Source organism: Streptomyces sp. NPDC104381 (genome assembly GCF_055583745.1).
This window is the reverse complement of the sequence record NZ_JBVJNK010000006.1, coordinates 368,219-392,215: the sequence shown is the minus strand read 5'-3', so window position 1 is coordinate 392,215 and position 23,997 is coordinate 368,219. Positions and strand designations below refer to the sequence as shown.

General features: G+C 70.2%; 20 protein-coding genes. 2 read left to right on the top strand and 18 right to left on the bottom strand.

Annotated features, from left to right (window positions below):
- Nucleotides 1-39: 39 nt before the first annotated feature.
- From recQ to ACZ607_RS22835, 15 genes are all read right to left on the bottom strand, one after another.
- Nucleotides 40-2,034 (bottom strand): DNA helicase RecQ, encoded by a 1,995-nt coding sequence (gene recQ / locus ACZ607_RS22905; protein WP_469737312.1) that lies wholly within the window; start codon nucleotides 2,032-2,034, stop codon nucleotides 40-42.
- Nucleotides 2,035-2,150: 116 nt separating this feature from the next.
- Nucleotides 2,151-3,815, bottom strand: a complete 1,665-nt coding sequence (gene nuoN / locus ACZ607_RS22900; RefSeq protein ID WP_469737310.1) for an NADH-quinone oxidoreductase subunit NuoN — start codon at nucleotides 3,813-3,815, stop codon at nucleotides 2,151-2,153.
- Entirely contained in the window at nucleotides 3,812-5,383 is a 1,572-nt protein-coding gene (locus tag ACZ607_RS22895) for an NADH-quinone oxidoreductase subunit M (protein WP_469737308.1), read from the bottom strand. Before ACZ607_RS22895 ends, nuoN begins: the two co-directional genes overlap by 4 nt.
- A gap of 4 nt (nucleotides 5,384-5,387) precedes the next feature.
- A complete protein-coding gene (gene nuoL / locus ACZ607_RS22890; RefSeq protein ID WP_469737306.1) occupies nucleotides 5,388-7,307 on the bottom strand; it encodes an NADH-quinone oxidoreductase subunit L in 1,920 nt (639 codons plus the stop codon).
- A gap of 12 nt (nucleotides 7,308-7,319) precedes the next feature.
- A complete protein-coding gene (gene nuoK / locus ACZ607_RS22885) occupies nucleotides 7,320-7,619 on the bottom strand; it encodes an NADH-quinone oxidoreductase subunit NuoK (RefSeq protein ID WP_099173920.1) in 300 nt (99 codons plus the stop codon).
- Nucleotides 7,616-8,464, bottom strand: coding sequence for an NADH-quinone oxidoreductase subunit J (locus tag ACZ607_RS22880; RefSeq protein ID WP_469737304.1), 849 nt, complete (start codon nucleotides 8,462-8,464; stop codon nucleotides 7,616-7,618). Before ACZ607_RS22880 ends, nuoK begins: the two co-directional genes overlap by 4 nt.
- Complete coding sequence (gene nuoI / locus ACZ607_RS22875; RefSeq protein ID WP_469737302.1) at nucleotides 8,461-9,090, bottom strand: NADH-quinone oxidoreductase subunit NuoI; 630 nt, start codon at nucleotides 9,088-9,090, stop codon at nucleotides 8,461-8,463. The genes ACZ607_RS22880 and nuoI overlap by 4 nt, the downstream gene beginning before the upstream one ends.
- Nucleotides 9,050-10,459 (bottom strand): NADH-quinone oxidoreductase subunit NuoH, encoded by a 1,410-nt coding sequence (gene nuoH / locus ACZ607_RS22870; RefSeq protein WP_469737300.1) that lies wholly within the window; start codon nucleotides 10,457-10,459, stop codon nucleotides 9,050-9,052. Before nuoH ends, nuoI begins: the two co-directional genes overlap by 41 nt.
- Nucleotides 10,456-12,963, bottom strand: a complete 2,508-nt coding sequence (locus ACZ607_RS22865; protein WP_469737298.1) for an NADH-quinone oxidoreductase subunit G — start codon at nucleotides 12,961-12,963, stop codon at nucleotides 10,456-10,458. Before ACZ607_RS22865 ends, nuoH begins: the two co-directional genes overlap by 4 nt.
- The gene (nuoF, locus tag ACZ607_RS22860) at nucleotides 12,960-14,333 is read right to left on the bottom strand and encodes an NADH-quinone oxidoreductase subunit NuoF (RefSeq protein ID WP_469737296.1); all 1,374 of its coding nucleotides are present in this window, start codon (nucleotides 14,331-14,333) and stop codon (nucleotides 12,960-12,962) included. The genes ACZ607_RS22865 and nuoF overlap by 4 nt, the downstream gene beginning before the upstream one ends.
- Nucleotides 14,333-15,151 (bottom strand): NADH-quinone oxidoreductase subunit NuoE, encoded by an 819-nt coding sequence (nuoE, locus tag ACZ607_RS22855; protein ID WP_469737294.1) that lies wholly within the window; start codon nucleotides 15,149-15,151, stop codon nucleotides 14,333-14,335. The genes nuoF and nuoE overlap by 1 nt, the downstream gene beginning before the upstream one ends.
- Before the next feature lie 29 nt (nucleotides 15,152-15,180).
- A complete protein-coding gene (locus ACZ607_RS22850) occupies nucleotides 15,181-16,503 on the bottom strand; it encodes an NADH-quinone oxidoreductase subunit D (protein WP_147958981.1) in 1,323 nt (440 codons plus the stop codon).
- Nucleotides 16,503-17,216, bottom strand: a complete 714-nt coding sequence (locus tag ACZ607_RS22845) for an NADH-quinone oxidoreductase subunit C (RefSeq protein ID WP_469737292.1) — start codon at nucleotides 17,214-17,216, stop codon at nucleotides 16,503-16,505. The genes ACZ607_RS22850 and ACZ607_RS22845 overlap by 1 nt, the downstream gene beginning before the upstream one ends.
- The gene (locus tag ACZ607_RS22840) at nucleotides 17,213-17,767 is read right to left on the bottom strand and encodes a NuoB/complex I 20 kDa subunit family protein (RefSeq protein ID WP_069171248.1); all 555 of its coding nucleotides are present in this window, start codon (nucleotides 17,765-17,767) and stop codon (nucleotides 17,213-17,215) included. The genes ACZ607_RS22845 and ACZ607_RS22840 overlap by 4 nt, the downstream gene beginning before the upstream one ends.
- A gap of 18 nt (nucleotides 17,768-17,785) precedes the next feature.
- On the bottom strand, nucleotides 17,786-18,145 hold the full coding sequence (locus ACZ607_RS22835; protein WP_003992243.1) for an NADH-quinone oxidoreductase subunit A: 360 nt from the start codon (nucleotides 18,143-18,145) through the stop codon (nucleotides 17,786-17,788).
- Between the two features lie 766 nt (nucleotides 18,146-18,911).
- Between ACZ607_RS22835 and ACZ607_RS22830 the strand changes: the two genes are divergently transcribed.
- On the top strand, nucleotides 18,912-19,727 hold the full coding sequence (locus ACZ607_RS22830) for a C40 family peptidase (protein ID WP_469737290.1): 816 nt from the start codon (nucleotides 18,912-18,914) through the stop codon (nucleotides 19,725-19,727).
- A gap of 92 nt (nucleotides 19,728-19,819) precedes the next feature.
- Here ACZ607_RS22830 and mptB read toward each other — a convergent pair whose 3' ends face one another.
- Both mptB and ACZ607_RS22820 read right to left on the bottom strand, forming a co-directional pair.
- Complete coding sequence (mptB, locus tag ACZ607_RS22825) at nucleotides 19,820-21,307, bottom strand: polyprenol phosphomannose-dependent alpha 1,6 mannosyltransferase MptB (protein ID WP_469737288.1); 1,488 nt, start codon at nucleotides 21,305-21,307, stop codon at nucleotides 19,820-19,822.
- Nucleotides 21,308-21,378: 71 nt separating this feature from the next.
- The gene (locus ACZ607_RS22820) at nucleotides 21,379-22,662 is read right to left on the bottom strand and encodes a geranylgeranyl reductase family protein (RefSeq protein WP_469737286.1); all 1,284 of its coding nucleotides are present in this window, start codon (nucleotides 22,660-22,662) and stop codon (nucleotides 21,379-21,381) included.
- Between the two features lie 97 nt (nucleotides 22,663-22,759).
- Between ACZ607_RS22820 and ACZ607_RS22815 the strand changes: the two genes are divergently transcribed.
- The gene (locus tag ACZ607_RS22815) at nucleotides 22,760-23,278 is read left to right on the top strand and encodes a GNAT family N-acetyltransferase (RefSeq protein WP_469737284.1); all 519 of its coding nucleotides are present in this window, start codon (nucleotides 22,760-22,762) and stop codon (nucleotides 23,276-23,278) included.
- 12 nt (nucleotides 23,279-23,290) lie between these two features.
- Here ACZ607_RS22815 and ACZ607_RS22810 read toward each other — a convergent pair whose 3' ends face one another.
- On the bottom strand, nucleotides 23,291-23,983 hold the full coding sequence (locus tag ACZ607_RS22810; protein WP_469737282.1) for a demethylmenaquinone methyltransferase: 693 nt from the start codon (nucleotides 23,981-23,983) through the stop codon (nucleotides 23,291-23,293).
- Between the last annotated feature and the right edge of the window lie 14 nt (nucleotides 23,984-23,997).

The following is a 23,997-nucleotide window of genomic DNA, read 5'->3' as shown; positions in this document are numbered from 1 at the left end:
TCGTCTCTCCGGAATCTCTGTCCGCAGGCCCGGCCCCGCTCAGTCGAACTCCGGCGGCTCCTCGTCCCAGCCGAACTCCGGGTCCGGGGCAGGAGCCTGGGAGACCGGCCGGGACGGCGCGGCAGAGGCGGTGCCCGGGGCCGGGGCCGTCGGGGCAGGGTCCGCCGGGGCTGGGTCCGCCGGGGCAGGGGTGTCCAGGCCTGCCAGCACCTCCAGCACTCCCTCGCCGTACGTCGCGAGCTTCTTCTCGCCGAGCCCGCTGACCCCGCCCAGCTCCGCGAGCGAGCCCGGACGCAGGGCCGCGATCTCCCGCAGCGTCGCGTCGTGGAAGATCACGTACGCCGGGAGGCCCAGCTCCTTGGCCTGGGCGCCGCGCCAGGCGCGCAGCGCCTCGAAGACCGGGACGGCCTCGGCGGGGAGGTCGGCCACCGCCGCGGCCTTGCTCTTGCGCTCGCCGCCGGACGACGACCGCGTCGTCGGCCGCTTCGGCTCCTTGCGCAGCATCACCTCGCGCTCCCGGCCGAGCACCGAGCCGCTCGCCTCCGTCAGCACCAGCGTGCCGTACTCCCCCTCGACGGCGAGCAGCCCCTGCGCCAGCAGCTGGCGGACCACGCCCCGCCACTCCGCCTCGGCCAGCTCCTCGCCGATGCCGAAGACCGAGAGCTGGTCGTGGTCGAACTGGATGACCTTCGCCGTACGGCGGCCCAGCAGGATGTCGATGATCTGACCGGCGCCGAACTTCTGGTTCCGCTCGCGCTTCAGCCGGACGACCGTGGACAGCAGCTTCTGGGCGACGACCGTGCCGTCCCAGGTCTCGGGCGGCGTGAGGCAGGTGTCGCAGTTCCCGCAGGCCTGCTCGCCTGGCTCCTGGCCGAAGTACGTCAGGAGCTGGGCCCGGCGGCACTGGACGGTCTCGCAGAGGGCCAGCATCGAGTCGAGGTGCGAGGCGGCCCGGCGCCGGAACGCCTCGTCGCCCTCGCCGCCCTGGATCAGCTTGCGCTGCTGGACGACGTCCTGGAGTCCGTACGCCATCCAGGCCGTGGACGGTGCCCCGTCACGGCCCGCGCGGCCGGTCTCCTGGTAGTACCCCTCGACGGACTTGGGGAGGTCCAGGTGGGCCACGAAGCGCACATCGGGCTTGTCGATGCCCATGCCGAAGGCGATCGTCGCGACGACCACCAGGCCCTCCTCGCGCAGGAACCGCGACTGGTGGGCGGCACGCGTGGAGGCGTCCAGGCCCGCGTGGTACGGCACGGCCTCGATGCCGTTGCGGCAGAGGTATTCGGCGGTCTTCTCCGTGGAGTTGCGCGAGAGGCAGTAGACGATGCCGGCGTCCCCCGCGTGCTCCTCCTTGAGGAAGGTCAGGAGCTGCTTCTTGGGGTCGGACTTCCCCACGATGCGGTACTGGATGTTCGGCCGGTCGAAGCTGGCGACGAAGTGCTTGGCCTCGGGCATGCCCAGGCGCTGGGTGATCTCCCGGTGGGTGGCGTCGGTCGCCGTGGCCGTCAGCGCGATCCGGGGCACGTCGGGCCAGCGCTCCCCCAGCACGGACAGGGCGAGGTAGTCGGGGCGGAAGTCGTGGCCCCACTGGGCGACGCAGTGCGCCTCGTCGATGGCGAAGACGGAGATCTCGCCCCGGGCCAGCAGCGAGAGCGTGGAGTCGAGGCGCAGCCGCTCGGGGGCCAGATACAGCACGTCGAGCTCGCCCGCGACGAACTGGGCCTCCATCGAGCGGCGCTCGTCGAAGTCCTGCGTGGAGTTCATGAAGCCGGCGCGGACGCCGAGCGCGCGCAGGGCGTCCACCTGGTCCTGCATGAGCGCGATCAGCGGGGAGATCACGACGCCGGTGCCGGGCCTGACCAGGGCGGGGATCTGGTAGCAGAGGGACTTGCCGCCACCGGTGGGCATGAGCACGACCGCGTCGCCGCCGCCGACGACATGCTCGATCACCGCGCCCTGCTCGCCGCGGAACGCCTCGTACCCGAACACCCGGTGCAGCGTCTGCTGCGCAGCGCTCTCGGTCGTCACACTCATGGTCGCGCCCGTCCGTCCGTCTTCACCCGTCCACAGCAACCATAGGCGCCACGTACGACAACGCCGGACGGGCTTGACTTTCCGAGCCCGTCCGGCGTCGCAGCGCGTTTTCGTCGTTACCGCACGAACACGCCCGCCTGGCTCGCCAGGTCCAGGAAGTACTGCGGGGCCAGGCCCAGCACCAGGGTCACGGCGACGCCGACCGCGATCGTGGTCATCGTCAGCGGGGACGGGACGGCGACCGTGGGGCCGTCCGCCTTCGGCTCGCTGAAGAACATCAGGACGATGACCCGGATGTAGAAGAACGCGGCGATGGCCGACGAGATCACACCGACGACGACGAGGCCGCTCGCGCCGCCGTCCGCCGCCGCCTTGAAGACGGCGAACTTGCCGGAGAAGCCCGAGGTGAGCGGGATCCCGGCGAAGGACAGCAGGAACACGGCGAAGACCGCCGCGGTCAGCGGCGAGCGCCGGCCGAGACCGGCCCACTTCGAGAGGTGGGTGGCCTCGCCGCCGGCGTCCCGCACCAGGGTGACGACGGCGAAGGCGCCGACGGTCACGAAGGAGTACACCCCGAGGTAGAAGAGGACCGAGGAGATGCCCTCCGGGCTGGCCGCGATGACACCCGCGAGGATGAAGCCGGCGTGGGCGATCGAGGAGTAGGCGAGGAGCCGCTTGATGTCGGTCTGGGTGATCGCGACGACCGCCCCGCCCAGCATCGTGACGATCGCGACCCCCCACATGACGGGGCGCAGGTCCCAGGTGAGGCCGGGCAGCACCACGTACAGCAGGCGGAGCAGGGCGCCGAACGCGGCGACCTTCGTGGCGGCCGCCATGAAGCCGGTGACCGGGGTCGGGGCTCCCTGGTAGACGTCCGGGGTCCACATGTGGAACGGGACCGCGCCGACCTTGAACAGCAGCCCCATGAGGAGCAGCGCCCCGCCGATCAGCAGCAGCGCGTCGTTGCCCATGGTCCCGGCGAGCGCCGGGTCGATCTGCTGGACGCTGCCGTCGACGACGTTCGCGATGCCGGCGTACGAGACGGTGCCCGCGTAACCGTAGAGCAGGGCGATCCCGAAGAGCAGGAACGCCGAGGAGAAGGCGCCGAGCAGGAAGTACTTCACGGCCGCTTCCTGGGACATCAGCCGCTTGCGACGGGCGACGGCGCACAGGAGGTAGAGCGGCAGCGAGAAGACCTCCAGCGCGATGAACAGCGTCAGCAGGTCGTTGGCCGCCGGGAAGACCAGCATGCCCGCCACGGAGAAGAGGGCCAGCGGGAAGACCTCGGTGGTGGTGAACCCGGCCTTGACCGCGGCCTTCTCCCCGTCGCTGCCGGGCACCGAACCGGCCTGGGCGGCGAAGGAGTCCACTCGGCTGCCGTGCGAGGCCGGGTCGAGGCGCCGCTCGGCGAAGGTGAAGACCGAGACCACGGAGACCAGCAGGATGGTGCCCTGGAGGAACAGGGCGGGTCCGTCGACGGCCACGGCGCCCATCGCGGCGATGTGGGCGTTCTTCGTGGCGTACCCGTCGGCGGCGAGCCCCACCACCGCGGCGAAAGCGGCGGCGATCGCGACGATCGTCAGGAACACCTGGGTGGTGTAGCGGGCCCGTCGCGGGACGAAGGCCTCGACCAGGACCCCGAGCACGGCGGCACCGACGACGATCAGGACGGGTGCCAGTTGGGCGTACTCGATGGTCGGAGCGGTGAACCTGTCGCCCGGGGCGGCCGATGTCACCCCGCTCGCCGTCGTCCACAGGCTGTGGACAGCTGTTGCGCTCACTTGGCGGCCTCCACCTCGGGCTGGGGGTCCTTCTTCTGTACGTCGTGCATGGTGTGCTGGACCGCCGGGTTGACGACCTCGGTGAGCGGCTTCGGGAAGACGCCCAGGAAGATCAGCAGGGCGATCAGCGGAAGGGCCACCACCAGCTCACGGGCCTTGAGGTCGGGCATGCCCCTGACCGGCTCCCTGACCGGTCCCGTCATCGTCCGCTGGTAGAGGACGAGGACGTACAGCGCGGCGAGCACGATGCCGACGGTGGCGATGATGCCGACCACCGGATACGCGCTGAACGCGCCGACCAGGACCAGGAACTCACTGACGAACGGGGCGAGTCCGGGCAGCGAGAGGGTGGCCAGGCCGCCGATGAGGAAGGTCCCCGCCAGGATGGGCGCCACCTTCTGCACCCCGCCGTAGTCGGCGATGAGGCGCGAGCCGCGCCGGGTGATCAGGAATCCGGCGACCAGCATCAGCGCGGCCGTCGAGATCCCGTGGTTGACCATGTAGAGCGTGGCGCCCGACTGGCCCTGGCTGGTCATCGCGAAGATGCCGAGCACGATGAACCCGAAGTGCGAGATCGACGCGTAGGCGATGAGCCGCTTGATGTCGCGCTGGCCGACGGCGAGCAGCGCGCCGTAGACGATGGAGATCAGCGCCAGGACGAGGATCACCGGCGTCGCCCACTTGCTGGCCTCCGGGAACAGCTGGAGGCAGAAGCGGAGCATCGCGAAGGTGCCGACCTTGTCGACGACGGCGGTGATCAGGACGGCGACCGGGGTGGTGGCCTCCCCCATGGCGTTGGGCAGCCAGGTGTGCAGCGGCCAGAGCGGGGCCTTCACCGCGAAGGCGAAGAAGAACCCGAGGAACAGCCACCGCTCGGTCGAGGTCGCCATGGACAGGGAGCCGTTGGCGCGGGCCTCGGCGATCTCGGAGAGCGAGAAGCTCCCCGCGACGACGTAGAGCCCGATGACGGCGGCCAGCATGATGAGCCCGCCGGCCAGGTTGTAGAGGAGGAACTTCACCGCGGCGTAGCTGCGTTGCGCCGCGGCGTTCTCGTCGCTGCCGGAGTGCGCCCGGTCCCCGAAGCCGCCGATGAGGAAGTACATCGGGATGAGCATGGCTTCGAAGAGGATGTAGAAGAGGAAGACGTCGGTGGCCGTGAAGGAGAGGATCACCATCGCCTCCACCATCAGGATCAGGGCGAAGAAGCCCTGGGTGGGGCGCCAGCGGCTGGAGTTCGTCTCCAGGGGATCGGCGTCGTGCCAGCCGGCCAGGACGACGAAGGGGATCAGCAGCGCGGTGAGCGCGAGGAGCGCCACCCCGATGCCGTCGACGCCCAGTTCGTACCGGACTCCGAAGTCCTTGATCCAGGCGTGCGATTCGGTCAGCTGGTAGCGGTCGCCGCCCGGTTCGAAGCGGGCGAAGACGATGCCGGCCAGGACCAGCGTCGCCAGCGAGACGACCAGGGCGAGCCACTTGGCGGCGGTGCGCCGGGCGGCCGGGACGGCGGCGGTGGCGATCGCGCCGATCGCCGGGAGCGCCGCCGTCGCTGTCAGGAGGGGAAAGGACATGGGATCAGACCGCCCTCATCAGCAGGGTCGCGGCGATGAGGACCGCCGCACCGCCGAACATCGAGACCGCGTAGGAGCGGGCGTAGCCGTTCTGCAGCTTGCGCAGCCGGCCGGAGAGCCCGCCCATGGAAGCGGCCGTGCCGTTGACGACGCCGTCGACCAGCGTGTGGTCGACGTAGACCAGGGAGCGGGTGAGGTGTTCGCCGCCGCGCACCAGGACCACGTGGTTGAAGTCGTCCTGGAGGAGGTCCCGGCGGGCCGCCCTGGTGAGCAGCGAACCGCGCGGGGCGACGGCGGGGACGGGCCTGCGCCCGTACATCGCCCAGGCGATGGCGACACCGATGACCAGCACCACCATGGTGGCGGCGGTGACGGTGGTCGCGCTGACCGGGGCGTGCCCGTGGTCGTGGCCGGTGACGGGCTCCAGCCAGTGCAGGAAGCGGTCGCCGATGGAGAAGAACCCTCCGGCGAAGACCGATCCGAAGGCCAGCACGATCATCGGGATCGTCATGGACCTCGGTGACTCGTGCGGGTGCGGCTCATGGCCCGACCCCGCGGCGGAGCCGCCATCGGACGCAGTGGGCTGCCAGCGCTTCTCCCCGAAGAACGTCAGCAGCATCACGCGCGTCATGTAGAACGCGGTGATCGCGGCGCCCAGCAGGGTGACCGCGCCGAGGATCCAGCCCTCGGTGCCGCCCTTGGCGAAGGCCGCCTCGATGATCTTGTCCTTGGAGAAGAAGCCGGACAGGCCGGGGAACCCGATGATCGCGAGGTAGCCGAGGCCGAAGGTGACGAAGGTGACCGGCATGAACTTCCGCAGGCCGCCGTACTTCCGCATGTCCACCTCGTCGTTCATGCCGTGCATGACCGAACCGGCGCCGAGGAAGAGCCCGGCCTTGAAGAAGCCGTGCGTCACCAGGTGCATGATCGCGAAGACGTAGCCGATGGGGCCGAGGCCCGCCGCGAGGATCATGTAGCCGATCTGCGACATCGTCGAGCCGGCGAGGGCCTTCTTGATGTCGTCCTTCGCGCAACCGACGATCGCACCGAAGAGGAGCGTGACGGCACCGACGACCACGACGACCAGCTGGGCGTCGGGCGCCGCGTTGAAGATGGCACCGGAGCGGACGATGAGGTAGACGCCCGCGGTCACCATCGTGGCGGCGTGGATGAGGGCCGAGACCGGGGTCGGGCCCTCCATCGCGTCACCGAGCCAGGACTGCAGCGGCACCTGGGCCGACTTGCCGCAGGCGGCGAGGAGCAGCATCAGGCCGATCGCGGTGAGCTTGCCCTCGCTCGTCTCCCCGGTCGCCTCCAGCACCGGCCCGAAGGCGAACGTGCCGAAGGTGGTGAACATCAGCATGATCGCGATGGACAGGCCCATGTCGCCGACCCGGTTGACCAGGAAGGCCTTCTTCGCGGCGGTCGCCGCGCTGGGCTTGTGCTGCCAGAAGCCGATGAGCAGGTACGACGCCAGGCCGACGCCCTCCCACCCGACGTACAGCAGGAGGTAGTTGTCGGCGATGACCAGGATGAGCATCGCCGCGAGGAACAGATTCAGATAGCCGAAGAAGCGGCGGCGGCGCTCGTCGTGCTCCATGTAGCCGATGGAGTAGATGTGGATCAGCGTGCCCACACCCGTGATCAGCAGGACGAACGTCATCGACAGCTGGTCGAGCTGGAAGGCCACGTCGGCCTGGAACCCCTCGACGGGGATCCAGCTGAACAGCTTCTGGTGCAGGGCGCGGTCCTCGGCGCCCTTGCCCAGCATGTCGGTGAAGAGGACGACCGCGACGACGAACGACGCGGCGGCGAGCACCGTGCCGATCCAGTGTCCGGCGCGGTCCAGCCGGCGGCCGCCGCAGAGCAGGACCGCCGCTCCGAGCAGAGGCGCCGCGACCAGCAGCGCAATCAGGTTTTCCACGATTCCGACCCCTTACAGCTTCATCAGGCTGGCGTCGTCGACCGAGGCCGAGTGGCGGGAGCGGAACAGCGACACGATGATCGCGAGCCCGATGACGACCTCCGCGGCGGCGACGACCATCGTGAAGAAGGCGATGATCTGGCCGTCGAGGTTGCCGTGCATCCGGGAGAACGCGACGAGCGTGAGGTTGCAGGCGTTGAGCATCAGCTCGATGCACATGAACACCACGATCGCGTTCCGCCTGATCAGCACGCCGGAGGCGCCGATCGTGAACAGAAGGGCCGCGAGGTAGAGGTAGTTGACGGGATTCACTGGGAGACCTCCTCCTCTTCTTCCGCCTGGTCACGGGCCGGTCCGCGGCCGAGCCGCTCCCCCGAGCGCTGTTCCAGCGCCTTGAGGTCGGCGAGCGACTCGTCGGACACGTCGCGGATCTGACCGCGCTGCCGCAGCGTCTGCATGACGGTGAGCTCGGACGGGGTGCCGTCCGGGAGCAGACCCGCGATGTCCACGGCGTTGTGCCGGGCGTAGACGCCGGGGGCCGGCAGCGGCGGCACATGGCTGCTGCGCACCCGGTCCTGGGACAGCTCGCGCTGTGTCCTGGCGCGTTCGGTGCGCTCGCGGTGGGTGAGCAGCATCGCGCCGACGGTCGCCGTGATCAGCAGGGCGCCGGTGATCTCGAACGCGAAGACGTACTTGGTGAAGATGAGGTTGGCGAGGCCCTCGACGTTGCCGCCGTGCCGGGTGTTCGCCGCCCCCAGGCCGTTGAAGGTCTTCAGGGACGCCTGTCCGATGCCGGCGATCAGCAGTACGCCGAAGCCGAGTCCGCAGGCGGCGGCCAGCCAGCGCTGTCCCTTGAGCGTCTCCTTCAGGGAGTCCGCCGCGGTGACGCCGACGAGCATGACCACGAAGAGGAAGAGCATCATGATCGCGCCGGTGTAGACGACGATCTGCACGATGCCCAGGAAGTAGGCGCCGTTGGCGAGGTAGAAGACCGCCAGCACGATCATGGTGCCGGCGAGCGACAGCGCGCTGTGCACCGCCTTCTTCATCAGGACCGTGGAGAGCGCGCCGATGACGGCGACGGTGCCGAGGATCCAGAACTGGACGGCCTCGCCGGTCGAGGTGGTGGTGGCCGCTGCGGCCAGGCCGGCGGTCATACGTCCACCTCCTTGTCCGTTTCTCCCTTGGAGACGGCGGCCTGACGCTCCGTGCCAGGAGCGGCCTCGGCCACCAGGCCCCGGTAGTAGTCCTGTTCGTCCATGCCGGGGAAGATCGCGTGCGGGCTGTCGACCATGCCTTCCTCCAGCCCCGCGAGCAGCTCGTCCTTGGTGTAGATGAGGCTCTCGCGGGTGGTGTTGGCGAGCTCGAACTCGTTGGTCATGGTCAGGGCCCGGGTGGGGCACGCCTCGATGCAGAGTCCGCACAGGATGCAGCGCGCGTAGTTGATCTGGTAGACGCGGCCGTAGCGCTCTCCCGGGGAGTAGCGCTCCTCCTCGGTGTTGTCCGCGCCCTCCACGTAGATCGCGTCCGCCGGACACGCCCAGGCGCAGAGCTCGCAGCCGACGCACTTCTCCAGCCCGTCCGGATGGCGGTTGAGCTGGTGCCGGCCGTGGAAGCGCGGCGCCGTCACCTTCTGCGCTTCCGGGTACTGCTCGGTGAGCCGCTTCTTGAACATGGCCTTGAAGGTCACGCCGAAGCCGGCCACAGGATTCTGGAACTTCTCCCCTGAGGGGTCTGATGGCTCAGACACCGTCGGCCTCCCTTCCGTCACTCGCACCCACATGGTCGTCACTCTGAGTATCCGGCCCGCCACTGACAACGAGCTCCCGCTCGCGTCGCGGTCCCCTGCGGGGCACCGGCGGCAGCGTCTGGCCGGGCAGCGGCGGCACGGGGAATCCGCCCGCCATCGGGTCGAACGCCGGCTCCGGTCCGGCCGCCTCCTCGGCGGCCTTCGCCTTGCGGTCGCGGAACGTGTCGGCGACGAAGGAGATCAGCAGGACCGCGATCACGGCTCCGGCGACGTACAGCAGGATCTTCGAGTAGTCGTAGCCCTCGTTGTTCAGCGCCCGGACGGTGGCGACCAGCATCAGCCAGACCACGGAGACCGGGATCAGGACCTTCCAGCCGAGCTTCATCAGCTGGTCGTAGCGGACGCGTGGGAGCGTGCCGCGCAGCCAGATGAAGAAGAAGAGGAGCAGCTGGACCTTGACGACGAACCAGAGCATCGGCCACCAGCCGTGGTTCGCGCCCTCCCAGAAGGTGCTGACCGGGTACGGGGCCCGCCAGCCGCCCAGGAAGAGGGTCACGGAGACCGCGGAGACGGTGACCATGTTGACGTACTCGGCGAGCATGAACATCGCGAACTTGATCGACGAGTACTCGGTGTTGAAGCCGCCGACGAGGTCGCCCTCGGACTCCGGCATGTCGAACGGCGCGCGGTTGGTCTCGCCGACCATCGTGACGATGTAGATGATGAAGGAGACCGGCAGCAGGAGGACGAACCAGCGGTCCTCCTGGGCGGCCACGATCTCCGACGTCGACATCGACCCCGAGTAGAGGAACACCGAGGCGAACGCGGCGCCCATCGCGATCTCGTAGCTGATCATCTGGGCGCAGGAGCGCAGACCGCCGAGCAGCGGGTACGTCGATCCGGAGGACCAGCCGGCCAGCACGATGCCGTAGATGCCGACCGAGGCGACCGCGAGGATGTACAGCATCGCGATCGGCAGGTCGGTCAGCTGCATCGTCGTACGGTGGCCGAAGATCGAGACCTCGTTGCCGGCCGGGCCGAACGGGATCACCGCGATCGCCATGAACGCCGGTGCGGCGGCCACGATCGGGGCCAGGATGTAGACGACCTTGTCGGCGCGCTTGACGACGACGTCTTCCTTGAGCATCAGCTTGATGCCGTCGGCGAGCGACTGGAGCATGCCCCAGGGGCCGTGCCGGTTGGGGCCGATGCGCAGCTGCATCCAGGCGACGACCTTGCGCTCCCACACGATGGAGAAGAGCACGGTCACCATCAGGAACGCGAAGCAGAACACCGCCTTGACGACGACGAGCCACCAGGGGTCCGTGCCGAACATCGAGAGGTCCTCGGCGGCGAGGACGGTGCCGCCCGGTGCCGCGGCGAGTCGGTCGAGGCCGGTCACTCTCCTACCTCCGTTGTCGCGACGTGGGAGCCCGGGGCGGCGGGACCGATCCGGACCAGTCCGCCCGGCTGGGCGCCGGTGTCGGCGGGGACGCCCCGGCCGACGGAGTTGAGCGGCACCCACACCACCCGGTCCGGCATCTCGGTGACCGCCAGGGTGAGTTCGGTGGTGCCGGCGGGGCCGGTGACGGCCAGCAGATCGCCGTCCTTCACCCCGGACTCGGCGGCGGTGGCCGGGGAGAGCCGGGCGACGGCCGCGTGCCGGGTGCCGGCCAGCGCCTCGTCGCCCTCCTGGAGCCGGCCCCGGTCGAGCAGCATCCGGTGGCCCGCGAGGACCGCCTCGCCGTCACCGGGCCGGGGCACCGGGCGGGACGTCGCGCGCGGGTCGTCGGCGAAGCCGCCCTGCCGTCCGCCGAGCCGGTCGAGCTCGCGCCGGGCCGCCCTCAGGTCGGGCAGCGCGAGGCGTACGTCGAGGGCGTCGGCCAGCATGTGCAGCACCCGCGCGTCGGTCGGGCAGAGCGTCCTCGGCAGCTGCTCGGGCTTCAGCGCGGCCTCGAACATCCGCGCCCTGCCCTCCCAGTTGAGGAAGGTGCCAGCCTTCTCCGCGACGGCCGCGACGGGCAGGACCACGTCGGCGCGCTCGGTGACCGCGCCGGGCCGCAGCTCCAGCGAGACCAGGAAGCCGACCTCGTCCAGCGCCCGCAGCGCCCCCGCGGGGTCGGGCAGGTCCTCGGGGTCGACGCCCGCGACCAGCAGCGCGGCCAGCTCACCGGTGGCCGCGGCCTCCAGGATCTGGCCGGTGTCCCGGCCGAAACCGGTGGGGAGTTCGGCGACACCCCAGACGGACGCCACCTCCTCCCGGGCCCGCGGGTCCGTCGCGGGACGGCCGCCGGGCAGCAGCGACGGGAGCGCGCCCGCCTCCAGTGCGCCGCGCTCGCCGGCCCGGCGCGGGATCCACACCAGTGCGGCCCCGGTGGCGGTGGCGGTGCGCAGCGCGGCGGTCAGCCCGCCGGGCACCGCGGCGAGCCGCTCGCCCACCACGATCACGGCGCCCTCGCCGCGCAGCGCCTCGGCCGCGGCGGCCCCGTCGGCGTCCAGGCCGACCCCGCCTGCGAGGGCGTCCAGCCACTCGGTCTCGGTGCCCGGCGCGGCGGGGAGCAGGGTGCCGCCCGCCTTCTCCAGGCCCCGGCTGGCGTGCGAGGCGAGCGCGAACGTCCGCTGCCCGTGCTTGCGGAAGGCCTTGCGGAGCCGCAGGAAGACGCCGGGCGCCTCCTCCTCGGACTCGAAGCCGGCCAGCAACACGGCCGGCGCCTTCTCCAGCGCCGTGTAGGTGACCCCGCTCCCGTCCAGGTCCCGTCCGCGTCCCGCGACCCGGGCGGCGAGGAAGTCGGCCTCCTCACCGCTGTGGACGCGGGCCCGGAAGTCGATGTCGTTGGTGTCGAGGGCGACCCGGGCGAACTTGCTGTACGCGTAGGCGTCCTCGACGGTCAGCCGGCCGCCGGTGAGCACCCCGGCCCTGCCGCGCGCCCCGGAGAGTCCGGCCGCCGCGGCTTCCAGCGCCTCGGGCCAGCTCGCCGGCTCCAGCACCCCGTCCGCGTTGCGTACGAGCGGGGTGGTGAGCCGGTCGCGCTGCTGGGCGTAGCGGAAGCCGAAGCGGCCCTTGTCGCAGAGCCACTCCTCGTTGACCTCGGGGTCGTTGGCGGCGAGCCGCCGCATGACCTTGCCGCGCCGGTGGTCGGTCCGGGTCGCGCAGCCGCCGGCGCAGTGCTCGCAGACGGACGGCGTCGACACCAGGTCGAAGGGCCGGGAGCGGAAGCGGTACGCCGCCGAGGTCAGCGCCCCGACCGGGCAGATCTGGATGGTGTTGCCGGAGAAGTACGACTCGAAGGGGTCGCCCTCGCCGGTGCCGACCTGCTGGAGCGCCCCGCGCTCGATCAGCTCGATCATCGGGTCGCCCGCCACCTGGTTGGAGAACCGGGTGCAGCGCGCGCAGAGCACGCACCGCTCGCGGTCCAGCAGCACCTGGGTGGAGATCGGGACGGGCTTCTCGAAGGTGCGCTTCTTCCCGTCGAAGCGGGAGTCGGCGCCGCCGTGCGACATCGCCTGGTTCTGCAGGGGGCACTCGCCGCCCTTGTCGCAGACCGGGCAGTCCAGCGGGTGGTTGATGAGCAGGAGCTCCATCACCCCCTTCTGGGCCTTCTCCGCCACGGGCGAGGTGATCTGCGACTTCACGACCATGCCGTCGGTGCACGTGATGGTGCACGACGCCATCGGCTTGCGCTGGCCCTCGACCTCGACGATGCACTGCCGGCAGGCGCCGGCCGGGTCGAGGAGCGGGTGGTCGCAGAAGCGCGGGATCTCGATGCCGAGCAGCTCGGCGGCGCGGATGACCAGGGTGCCCTTGGGCACGCTGATCTCGATGCCGTCGATCGTGAGCGTGACGAGGTCCTCGGGCGGAACGGCCGCCTCGCCGCCCCCGGAGGGCGCACTCGTGGTGACTGTCATGCGTTCACCCCCCGGTGAGTGTTCTTGTCGTCCTTGTCGTCGGCCCAGAGGGTCGACCTGGCCGGATCGAAGGGGCAGCCCTTGCCGGTGATGTGCTGCTCGTACTCCTCGCGGAAGTACTTCAGCGAGGAGAAGATCGGTGAGGCGGCACCGTCACCGAGGGCGCAGAACGACTTGCCGTTGATGTTGTCGGCGATGTCGTTGAGCTTGTCGAGGTCGGCCATCTCGCCCTTGCCGGCCTCGATGTCGCGGAGCAACTGGACCAGCCAGTACGTGCCTTCGCGGCAGGGTGTGCACTTGCCGCAGGACTCGTGGGCGTAGAACTCGGTCCAGCGGGTGACGGCCCGCACCACGCAGGTCGTCTCGTCGAAGCACTGCAACGCCTTGGTGCCGAGCATGGATCCGGCGGCGCCGACGCCCTCGTAGTCCAGCGGGACGTCGAGGTGCTCGTCGGTGAACATCGGGGTGGAGGAGCCGCCGGGGGTCCAGAACTTCAGGCGGTGCCCGGCCCGCATGCCGCCGCTCATGTCGAGCAGCTGACGGAGCGTGATGCCGAGCGGCGCCTCGTACTGGCCGGGGCTGGTGACGTGTCCGCTGAGCGAGTACAGCGTGAAGCCAGGGGACTTCTCGCTGCCCATCGACTTGAACCAGTCCTTGCCCTTGTTCAGGATCGCGGGAACCGAGGCGATGGACTCGACGTTGTTCACCACGGTGGGGCAGGCGTACAGACCGGCGACCGCGGGGAAGGGGGGGCGCAGCCGGGGCTGGCCGCGCCGTCCTTCGAGCGAGTCGAGCAGCGCGGTCTCCTCGCCGCAGATGTAGGCGCCCGCGCCCGCGTGCACGGTGAGTTCCAGGTCGAGCCCGGAGCCGAGGATGTTCGTCCCCAGGTAGCCCGCCTCGTACGCCTCGCGCACGGCTTCGTGCAGCCGCCGCAGGACGGGGACGACCTCACCGCGCAGATAGATGAAGGCGTGCGAGGAGCGGATCGCGTAACAGGCGATCACGATGCCCTCGATGAGGCTGTGCGGGTTGGCGAAGAGGAGCGGGATGTCCTTGCAGGTCCCGGGCTCCGACTCGTCGGCGTTGACCACGAGGTAGTGCGGCTTGCCGTCGCCCTGCGGGATGAACTGCCACTTCATCCCGGTGGGGAAGCCCGCGCCCCCGCGTCCGCGCAGACCGGAGTCCTTGACGTACGCGATGAGGTCGTCGGGTTCCATGGCGAGGGCCTTGCGCAGGCCCTCGTAACCGTCGTGGCGGTGGTAGGTGTCCAGCGTCCAGGACTCCGGCTCGTCCCAGAAGGAGGAGAGGACGGGGGCCAGGAGCTTCTCCGGGCTGGTCCCGTTCTTGTCGATCTCGGCTGCCAAGGTCATCACTCCCCCTCCTCGGCGGCGGGCCCGGCCGGGTTGTCCGGGTCGGAGGCCGACGTCTGCTGCGGTGCGTCGTGCGAGCTGAGGTGCTCGGCGCCCTTCTGCGGCGTTTCGTCCCGGGGTGTCTCGCCCCGCTGTCCGACCACGCGCGCGTGCGGTGCGGCCTCGCCCTTGGCCAGCTTCAGACCGATCAGCGAGGCGGCGCCCGCCCCGCCGCTCGCCTCGACGGCGCCGGGGCGCGTGTCGGGGAAGCCGGCCAGGATCCGGGCGGTCTCCTTGTACGTGCACAGGGGCGCGCCGCGGGTGGGTTCGACGGTGCGGCCGGCGATCAGGTCGTCGACGAGGCGGGTCGCGCTCTCGGGCGTCTGGTTGTCGAAGAACTCCCAGTTGACCATCACGACGGGCGCGAAGTCGCAGGCCGCGTTGCACTCGATGTGTTCGAGGGTGACCTTGCCGTCGTCGGTCGTCTCGTCGTTGCCGACGCCCAGGTGCTCCTTGAGCTGGTCGAAGATGGCGTCGCCGCCCATCACCGCGCACAGGGTGTTGGTGCAGACCCCGACCTGGTAGTCGCCGCTCGGCTTGCGCCGGTACATCGTGTAGAAGGTGGCGACGGCGGTGACCTCGGCGGTGGTGAGGTCGAGCTGGTCGGCACAGAACGCCATGCCCGTACGGGAGACGTATCCCTCCTCGGACTGCACCAGGTGGAGCAGGGGCAGGAGGGCGGAACGGCTGCCGGGGTAGCGGGCGATCACCTCCTTCGCGTCCGCTTCGAGGCGGGCGAGCACCTCGGCCGGATAGGCGGGGGCGGGGAGCTGCGGCATCCCCAGGCTGACTTCTTGGTTGGACGCGGTCACCGGTCGACGCCTCCCATCACGGGGTCGATGGACGCGACGGCGACGATGACGTCGGCGACCTGGCCGCCCTCGCACATCGCCGCCATGGCCTGCAGATTGGTGAAGGACGGGTCGCGGAAGTGGACCCGGAAGGGGCGGGTGCCGCCGTCCGAGACGACGTGCACGCCCAGTTCGCCCTTGGGGGACTCTATGGCGGTGTACGTCTGCCCGGCCGGGACCCGGAAGCCCTCGGTCACCAGCTTGAAGTGGTGGATCAGGGCCTCCATGGAGGTGCCCATGATCTTCTTGATGTGGTCCAGCGAGTTGCCGAGCCCGTCGGGTCCCAGCGCGAGCTGCGCGGGCCAGGCGATCTTCTTGTCGGCGACCATGACCGGGCCCGGCTCCAGCCGTTCCAGGCACTGCTCGACGATCCTGAGCGACTGGCGCATCTCCTCCAGCCGGATGAGGAAGCGGCCGTAGGCGTCGCAGGTGTCCGCGGTGGGGACGTCGAAGTCGTAGGTCTCGTAGCCGCAGTACGGATCGGTCTTGCGCAGGTCGTGCGGGAGGCCGGCGGACCTGAGGACCGGGCCGGTGGCGCCGAGCGCCATGCAGCCGGTCAGGTCGAGATAGCCGACGTCCTGCATACGGGCCTTGAAGATGGGGTTGCCGGTGGCGAGCTTGTCGTACTCCGGCAGGTTCTTCTTCATGGTCTTCACGAACTCGCGGAGCCGGTCGATCGCACCCATGGGCAGGTCCTGGGCGAGGCCGCCGGGCCGGATGAACGCGTGGTTCATCCGGAGGCCGGTGATCAGCTCGAAGAGATCCAGGACGAGTTCACGGTCGCGGAAGCCGTAGATCATGATCGTCGTGGCGCCGAGCTCCATGCCGCCGGTGGCGATGCACACCAGGTGCGAGGAGATCCGGTTGAGCTCCATCAGGAGCACGCGCAGCACGGTGGCCCGGTCCGGGATCTGGTCCTCGATGCCGAGGAGCTTCTCGACCCCGAGGCAGTACGCCGCCTCGTTGAAGAACGGGGTGAGGTAGTCCATGCGCGTGACGAAGGTGGTGCCCTGCGTCCAGTTCCGGAATTCGAGGTTCTTCTCGATGCCGGTGTGGAGGTAGCCGATGCCGCAGCGGGCCTCGGTGACGGTCTCGCCGTCGATCTCCAGGATCAGCCGCAGCACGCCGTGCGTGGACGGGTGCTGGGGACCCATGTTGACGATGATGCGTTCGTCGTCCGACTTGGCGGCGGACTCGACGACCTCGTCCCAGTCGCCGCCGGTGACCGTATATACGGTCCCCTCGGTGGTCGCCCTGGGAGTTGCGTGGGGAGTGGTCATCAGCTGTACGACCTCCGCTGGTCCGGAGCCGGGATCTGGGCGCCCTTGTACTCGACGGAGATGCCGCCGAGCGGGTAGTCCTTGCGCTGCGGGAAGCCCTGCCAGTCGTCCGGCATCATGATCCGGGTCAGGGCGGGGTGCCCGTCGAAGATCAGGCCGAAGAAGTCGTAGGTCTCGCGCTCGTGCCAGTCGTTGGTCGGGTAGACCCCGACGAGGGACGGGATGTGCGGGTCGCTGTCCGGCGCCGACACCTCCAGGCGGATCAGCCGCCCGTGGGTGAGCGAGCGCAGGTGGTAGACCGCGTGCAGCTCGCGCCCCTTGTCGCCCAGGTAGTGGACGCCGCTGACGCCCGTACAGAGCTCGAAGCGCAGGGCGGGGTCGTCGCGCAGGGTGCGGGCGACCTGGACCAGGTGCTCGCGGGCGACGAAGAAGGTGATCTCGCCCCGGTCGACGACCGTCTTCTCCATGGCGTTGTCCGGGAGCAGGTCCTGCTCCTCCAGGGCCCCTTCCAGTTCGTCGGCCACCTCGTCGAACCAGCCGCCGTACGGCCGGGAGGTGGCGCCGGGCAGGGTCACCGTGCGGACGAGTCCGCCGTAGCCGGAGGTGTCGCCGCCGTTGTTGGCGCCGAACATCCCCTTGCGTACGCCGATGACCTCACCGGAGTCGTCGCGCGGGACGGGCACCTGCCCGCCGCCGTTCTGCTCGTCGCTCATCGCAGCAGCCCCTTCATCTCGATCAGGGGGAGTGCGTTGAGCGCCGCCTCCTCCGCCTCGCGGGCGGCCTCCTCCGCGTTGACCCCGAGCTTGGAGCCCTGGATCTTCTGGTGGAGCTTGAGAATGGCGTCGATCAGCATCTCGGGGCGCGGCGGGCACCCCGGCAGATAGATGTCGACCGGGACGATGTGATCAACACCCTGAACAATGGCGTAATTGTTGAACATTCCACCCGACGATGCGCAAACCCCCATGGAGATGACCCACTTGGGGCTCGGCATCTGGTCGTAGACCTGCCGCAGGACGGGTGCCATCTTCTGGCTGACCCGTCCTGCCACGATCATCAGATCCGCCTGCCGCGGTGATCCGCGGAAGACCTCCATCCCGAAACGGGCCAGGTCGTACCGCCCCGCGCCGGTCGTCATCATCTCGATGGCGCAGCAGGCGAGGCCGAAGGTGGCGGGGAAGACGGAGGATTTCCGTACCCAGCCGGCGGCCTGCTCGACGGTGGTCAGCACAAAGCCGCTCGGCAGCTTCTCTTCGAGTCCCATGGTGTGCCCCTCAGCCCCTCAGTCCCATTCCAGGCCGCCCCGGCGCCACACATACGCGTAGGCGACGAAGACGGTGAGCACGAAGAGCAGCATCTCCACGAGCCCGAAGATCCCCAGGGCGTCGAAGGTGACCGCCCAGGGATAGAGGAAGACGATCTCGATGTCGAAGACGATGAACAGCATCGCCGTCAGGTAGTACTTGATGGGGAAACGGCCGCCTCCGGCTGGAGTGGGGGTGGGTTCGATACCGCACTCGTACGCTTCGAGCTTTGCCCGGTTGTACCGCTTGGGGCCGATAAGCGTGGCCATGACCACGGAGAAGATCGCAAACCCTGCCCCGAGGGCGCCGAGCACGAGGATGGGCGCGTAGGCATTCACGCTCCTCGCTCCTTCCAGTCGTCCTTGACCGTTGGACCGCATCGGGCGACCGGCTCGCCACCTCATCAAGATCGTGCACATGTGAGGCAGTTCACAAGCCCGACTGCCCCGCATCCTATGCCTGCCGTCCTGTGATCTGCGACACGGGGTACAGCAACGTCTTTGTGATCTCCACCACCTGACGAACGATCATGAAGTCGTATGAGCAGTGATCTTCGTACGCGAAGCGGCCGTGCGGTTACGAGACGTGACATCTCGCGGCGTTACCGCTGGTCAAAGGCGCCTGGCTCTATCAATCGACGGCCACTACAAGCAAATTGGCGGTGGACACCGAGGCGGTGATATAGGAGCCGCCCGAAGTTCGGGGCCACTCGGACGGGGGGCCTCCGGTACCGATGTGGACAATGCGCACGCATTCACGATCTTCCGGGCGGCCGCCGGACGCGGGGCGGGCCGGCCCCGCTCCGCACGCGGCGCGTGGTCGCGCGGTTGCCTCACACGGAAGACTCATGCTGTGACCTGCACCACTCCATGCGGGCTCCAAGAGAAGCGGGCTTGGCCAACCGTGTGAACGGATGGTAAGCGACGGGCAATTCGGGCGTATTGAAAGAACGCCGTGATCACAGGCATGCACAAGCGTGCCCGTTTTGCCCGTTAGGGCGTCAATAAGGCCCCGTAATAAGCGGATTCACAGATTCCGAACGTAACTGTGTCGCAACACACGTTTCTTGATGGGACCCCTACAGCCCTGATAGCGCTAGTACTCATGTCCCACACCGCTCACATACCCAGCCACCGGAAGCCCCGCCAGCGTGCCTCGAAGACGGCGCTGCGGGCAGGAGTTGCCGGTGGCGTCCTCAGCACCATCGCGGTCGCAGGTGCCGCGGGCCCGGCCCAGGCCGAGCCGGTGACCCAGACCATCGAGATGCCCACCATCACGGCCGGGCTCTCCACTTCCGTCGCCGCGTCCGCGCAGGCGACCCAGGCGGTCGCTCTCGACCTCGAGACGCAGGCCCACGAGGACGCCGCGGCCGCCACCGCCGCCAAGACCGCCAAGAAGACCAAGGCCGAGGCGGTCCGCAAGGCGGAGGCCAAGAAGAAGGCCGAAGCAGCCGCCAAGGCAAAGGCGGAGGCCGCCGAGCGCGCTTCCCGCACCGCCGAGCGCACCACGCTCAGCGCCTCCACCGGCTCCTCCGGCTCGTCCTCCTCGTCGTCGTCCAGCGCCACCGGGTCCGCCGCGTCCGTCATCGCGTTCGCGCAGTCCCAGATCGGCGACGCGTACGTCTCCGGCGGCACCGGCCCGAACTCGTGGGACTGCTCGGGTCTGGTCCAGGCCGCCTTCGGCTCGGTGGGCATCGACCTGCCGCGCGTCTCACAGAGCCAGTCGACCGCCGGGACCCAGGTCTCGCTCGACAACCTCCAGCCCGGCGACATCCTGTACTGGGGCGGCGCCGGCAGCGCGTACCACGTCGGGATCTACGTGGGCGGCGGCCAGTTCGTCGGCGCGCAGAACTCCAGCACCGGTGTCGTGCAGAAGTCCCTGGACTACGACCCGCCGTCGGGCGCCGTCCGCGTTCTCTGATTCACAAGCTCTGCCCGCCCGAGCGGGCCTGAGCACGGCGAAGGGCCGTCACCCGCATCCGGGGTGACGGCCCTTCGCCGTGTCCGGACGCCTCACACCCCGGTACGGAGTCCGGCCGTGCTGTCCTCGGCCCGGCGCTGACCGGGCAGTACGGGCCGCCCGTGCGCGCCGGCCCGCTCCCGGCGCAGGAGCAGCGCCCCGGCCGCACAGGTGAGTCCGGCGAGCACGAAGCCGTACGGCGGGGTGGAGCCCGAGGGCTGCGTCTCGTAGACGAGTGCCGCCGAGAGCACGACGAGCACGTCCCGGACCCTGCTGTCGGCCGCCGTCGCCGCGAGCACGGCCGTCCCCCAGAGCAGGTACCACGGCTGCACCATCGGGGAGAGCGCCACCAGGGCCACCAGACCGAGTCCCAGCCCGTGCACGGCCTCCAGCCGCCCGGCGGCGGAGCGCCAGGCCAGCAGCAGGATCAGGGCGACCCCGGCGGCGAGGCCGAGGTTCTGCACGGCGGCCTTCACCGGGTCCGGGTCGGTCCCGGCGAGCAACCGCAGGAGTTCACCGAGGCCGAGGCCCAGATCGCTGGTCATCGAGAGCGCGGTGTGGATCCGCCCCGCGACGCCCTGGGTGCCCACCCAGCCGAAGCCGGTCCCGCCGAGCAGCGTCATCAGCACCACGACCGCCCCGGCCACCGCGCCCGGCCCGGCAAGCCCCTTCGCCGCCCGGCGTACGAGCCCTCCGCCGGCGGCCCGGCCCACCAGGACGGCGACGAACAGCAGCGCCACCGCCGCCGGGGTCTTGACCATCATGGCGAGCCCGATGAGCACCGAACCGCCGGCCCACCGGCCGCGCAGCGCGAGCACGACGCCCGCCAGCATCAGCCCGATCATCAGCCCGTCGTTGTGGAGCCCGCCCGCCACGTGCATCAGCAGCAGCGGGTTCAGGGCGCCCAGCCACAGCGCGGCGCCCGGGCTGCGGCCGTGCTCCCGCGCCAGACGCGGCAGCGCCCAGGCGATCAACGCCAGTGCCGCCAGGGCGATCAGCCGCATCGCCAGGACGGCGGGCACGATCGTGCCGCCGGTCGCCCAGGCCACGCCTCGCGCCAGGAGGAGGAAGAACGGCCCGTACGGCGCCGGGGTGTCGGTCCAGTGGCCGCCGACGCTGGCGGCGGCGTCCCCGCCCGGCCCGGCGGGATCCAGGACGGAGGGGCCCGTCTCGTAGACGTCGTGGCCTTCGAGGACCATCGCGCCCTGGGCGATGTAGCTGTAGACGTCGGCGCTGTAGAGCGGCGGGGCCAGCACGAACGGCGCCGCCCACCACACCAGGGTGACCAGGCTCTCCCGTACGCCCGCGCCCGTCCGGCCGTACAGCCACCAGGCGATGACGAGCACGGTCAGCCCGCCGTACGCCAGGGCGTAGCCGGCCGCGGTGACGGCGGTGCCGTGCGGCACCCAGAGCCCCCACGGGTCGTGGGCGGGCAGCGTCCCGACGGCCCAGCCGCCCGCGACGGCCGCCGTCGCCCCCGCCGCCCCCGCCGCCCCCAGCAGACGGTGCCTTCCGCCGTTCCCTGTCCCCGGTGCCCGCATGGTCCGCAAACCTATCGCAGAGGTCCGGGCGGCCTCCCGGTCCGGAGGCCGCCCGGATCGCCGTGCGGTGGTCAGGCCTTCGGGGCGACCTTCGAGAGGCCGTTGATGATGCGGTCCATGGCGTCGCCGCCCGTCGGGTCGGTGAGGTTGGCCAGCATCTTCAGCGTGAACTTCATCAGGACGGGGTGGGTCAGACCGCGCTGCGTCGCGACCTTCATGACCTTCGGGTTGCCGATCATCTTCACGAAGGCGCGGCCCAGCGTGTAGTAGCCGCCGTAGGTGTCCTTGAGGACCTTCGGGTAGTGCTGGAGGGCCAGTTCCCGCTGGGCGGGGGTGGCGCGGGCGTGGGCCTGGACGATGACGTCCGCCGCGATCTGGCCCGACTCCATGGCGTACGCGATGCCCTCGCCGTTGAACGGGTTGACGAGGCCGCCCGCGTCGCCCACGAGCAGCAGGCCCTTGGTGTAGTGCGGCTGGCGGTTGAAGGCCATCGGGAGCGCGGCGCCGCGGATCGGCGTCGTCATGTTCTCCGGGGTGTAGCCCCAGTCCTCCGGCATCGAGGCGCACCAGGCCTTGAGCACCTCGCGCCAGTCGAGCTCCTTGAAGGCGGAGGAGGAGTTGAGGATGCCGAGGCCGACGTTGGACGTGCCGTCGCCCATGCCGAAGATCCAGCCGTAGCCGGGCAGCAGACGGTCCTCGGCGCCGCGCCGGTCCCACAGCTCCAGCCAGGACTCCAGGTAGTCGTCGTCGTGGCGGGGCGAGGTGAAGTACGTACGGACGGCGACGCCCATCGGGCGGTCCTCGCGGCGGTGCAGGCCCATGTTGAGGGAGAGCCGCGTGGAGTTGCCGTCGGCGGCGACGACGAGCGGGGCGTGGAAGGTGACCGGGGTCTTCTCCTCGCCGAGCTTGGCGTGGACGCCGGTGATGCGGCCGGTGCGCTCGTCCTTGATCGGCTCGCCGACGTTGCAGCGCTCGTACAGCCGGGCGCCGGCCTTCTGTGCCTGGCGGGCCAGCTGCTCGTCGAAGTCGTCGCGCTTGCGGACCAGACCGTAGTCCGGGTACGAGGCGAGGTCCGGCCAGTCCAGCTGGAGGCGGACGCCGCCGCCGATGATGCGCAGGCCCTTGTTGCGCAGCCAGCCGGCCTCTTCGGAGATGTCGATGCCCATGGAGACGAGCTGCTTGGTGGCGCGCGGCGTGAGGCCGTCGCCGCAGACCTTCTCGCGCGGGAAGGCCGTCTTCTCCAGCAGGAGGACGTCGAGTCCGGCCTTGGCGAGGTAGTACGCGGTCGTGGAGCCGGCTGGGCCCGCTCCGACGACGATCACGTCCGCGCTGTGCTCGGAGAGGGGCTCGGTCACGGTCGGATCTCCCGAAGACTCGAATTCGCGTGCCGCGCGGCACATGTCGCGTGCAGTCTATGGGTGCCTGCTGATCAACCTCCCGAAGGGCTCCCCGATGCCGCACGTGCCTGACACCGCCCCGTCCGTACATCTGCGCGTCCCCACCGACGAGGACGCCCTGGCCTGGTACCGCGCCTTCCACGATCCGGAGGTGATGGAGTTCCACGGCGGACGCCCCGCGGAGTACTCCGTGTACGAGGAGTTGACCGCCCGCCAGCGCCGGCACGACGCGGAGCTCGGCCACTGTCTGTGGACCCTGCTGGACGACGCGGGTGAGGTCCTCGGCTTCACGGGCGCCCAGCCGTGGCCGCACGTGTCGTTCGGGCCGGTCGGCGAGATAGAGATCGGCTGGCGGCTGGGCCGGGCCGCGTGGGGGCACGGTTACGCGACGGCCGCCGGGCGGGCCACGCTGGAGCGGATGAGGGCGCTCGGGGTGCCGGAGGTCGTGGCGATGATCAACACGCGGAACGCCCGCTCGGTGGCGGTGGCCGTACGTCTCGGCATGCGGCGGGCCGAGACGTACACGTCCCCGGTGTCGAAGCAGGAGGCGTACTGCTTCCGGCTGGAGCTCTGAGCCCCCGCGGGGTCAGGCGCGTACGCCCCGGTGGAGTGCCACGACTCCGCCGGTGAGGTTGCGCCAGGCGACGTCCGACCAGCCGGCCTTCTGCAGCAGCGCCGCGAGGCCGGCCTGGTCGGGCCAGGCGCGGATGGACTCGGCGAGGTAGACGTAGGCGTCCGGGTTGGAGGACACCGCCCGCGCCACCGGCGGCAGCGCGCGCATCAGGTACTCCGTGTAGACGGTCCGGAAAGGCGTCCACGTCGGCTGGGAGAACTCGCAGATCACCACGCGCCCGCCGCGCTTGGTGACCCGGTACAGCTCGCTCAGCGCGGCGCCGGTGTCCTGGATGTTGCGCAGCCCGAAGGAGATCGTGACCGCGTCGAAGGTCTCGTCCTTGAACGGGAGCTTCGTGCCGTCGCCGGCGGTGAAGGGCATCCACGGGTGGCGCTTCTTGCCGACCCGGAGCATGCCGATGGAGAAGTCGCAGGGCACCACGTAGGCGCCGGCCCGCGCGAAGGGCTGCGAGGAGGTGGCGGTGCCGGCCGCCAGGTCGAGGATCTTCTGCGCCGGGCGGGCGTCGACGGCCCGGGCGACCTCCTTGCGCCACAGCCGCGCCTGGCCGAGCGACAGCACGTCGTTGGTGAGGTCGTAGTTCGCCGCCACGTCGTCGAACATCGAGGCGACTTCGTGCGGCTGCTTGTCCAGGGAGGCTCGGGTCACCCTCCCATTCAAGC

What these genes read in the sequence shown, in the direction of transcription:
- recQ (WP_469737312.1), bottom strand. Translation starts at nt 2,034, where the DNA reads ATGAGTGTGACGACCGAGAGCGCTGCGCAGCAGACGCTGCACCGGGTG.
- ACZ607_RS22895 (WP_469737308.1), bottom strand. Translation starts at nt 5,383, where the DNA reads ATGTCCTTTCCCCTCCTGACAGCGACGGCGGCGCTCCCGGCGATCGGC.
- ACZ607_RS22880 (WP_469737304.1), bottom strand. Translation starts at nt 8,464, where the DNA reads ATGACCGCCGGCCTGGCCGCAGCGGCCACCACCACCTCGACCGGCGAG.
- nuoI (WP_469737302.1), bottom strand. Translation starts at nt 9,090, where the DNA reads ATGTGGGTGCGAGTGACGGAAGGGAGGCCGACGGTGTCTGAGCCATCA.
- ACZ607_RS22865 (WP_469737298.1), bottom strand. Translation starts at nt 12,963, where the DNA reads ATGACAGTCACCACGAGTGCGCCCTCCGGGGGCGGCGAGGCGGCCGTT.
- nuoF (WP_469737296.1), bottom strand. Translation starts at nt 14,333, where the DNA reads ATGACCTTGGCAGCCGAGATCGACAAGAACGGGACCAGCCCGGAGAAG.
- nuoE (WP_469737294.1), bottom strand. Translation starts at nt 15,151, where the DNA reads ATGCCGCAGCTCCCCGCCCCCGCCTATCCGGCCGAGGTGCTCGCCCGC.
- ACZ607_RS22850 (WP_147958981.1), bottom strand. Translation starts at nt 16,503, where the DNA reads ATGACCACTCCCCACGCAACTCCCAGGGCGACCACCGAGGGGACCGTA.
- ACZ607_RS22845 (WP_469737292.1), bottom strand. Translation starts at nt 17,216, where the DNA reads ATGAGCGACGAGCAGAACGGCGGCGGGCAGGTGCCCGTCCCGCGCGAC.
- ACZ607_RS22840 (WP_069171248.1), bottom strand. Translation starts at nt 17,767, where the DNA reads ATGGGACTCGAAGAGAAGCTGCCGAGCGGCTTTGTGCTGACCACCGTC.
- ACZ607_RS22830 (WP_469737290.1), top strand. Translation starts at nt 18,912, where the DNA reads ATGTCCCACACCGCTCACATACCCAGCCACCGGAAGCCCCGCCAGCGT.
- mptB (WP_469737288.1), bottom strand. Translation starts at nt 21,307, where the DNA reads ATGCGGGCACCGGGGACAGGGAACGGCGGAAGGCACCGTCTGCTGGGG.
- ACZ607_RS22815 (WP_469737284.1), top strand. Translation starts at nt 22,760, where the DNA reads ATGCCGCACGTGCCTGACACCGCCCCGTCCGTACATCTGCGCGTCCCC.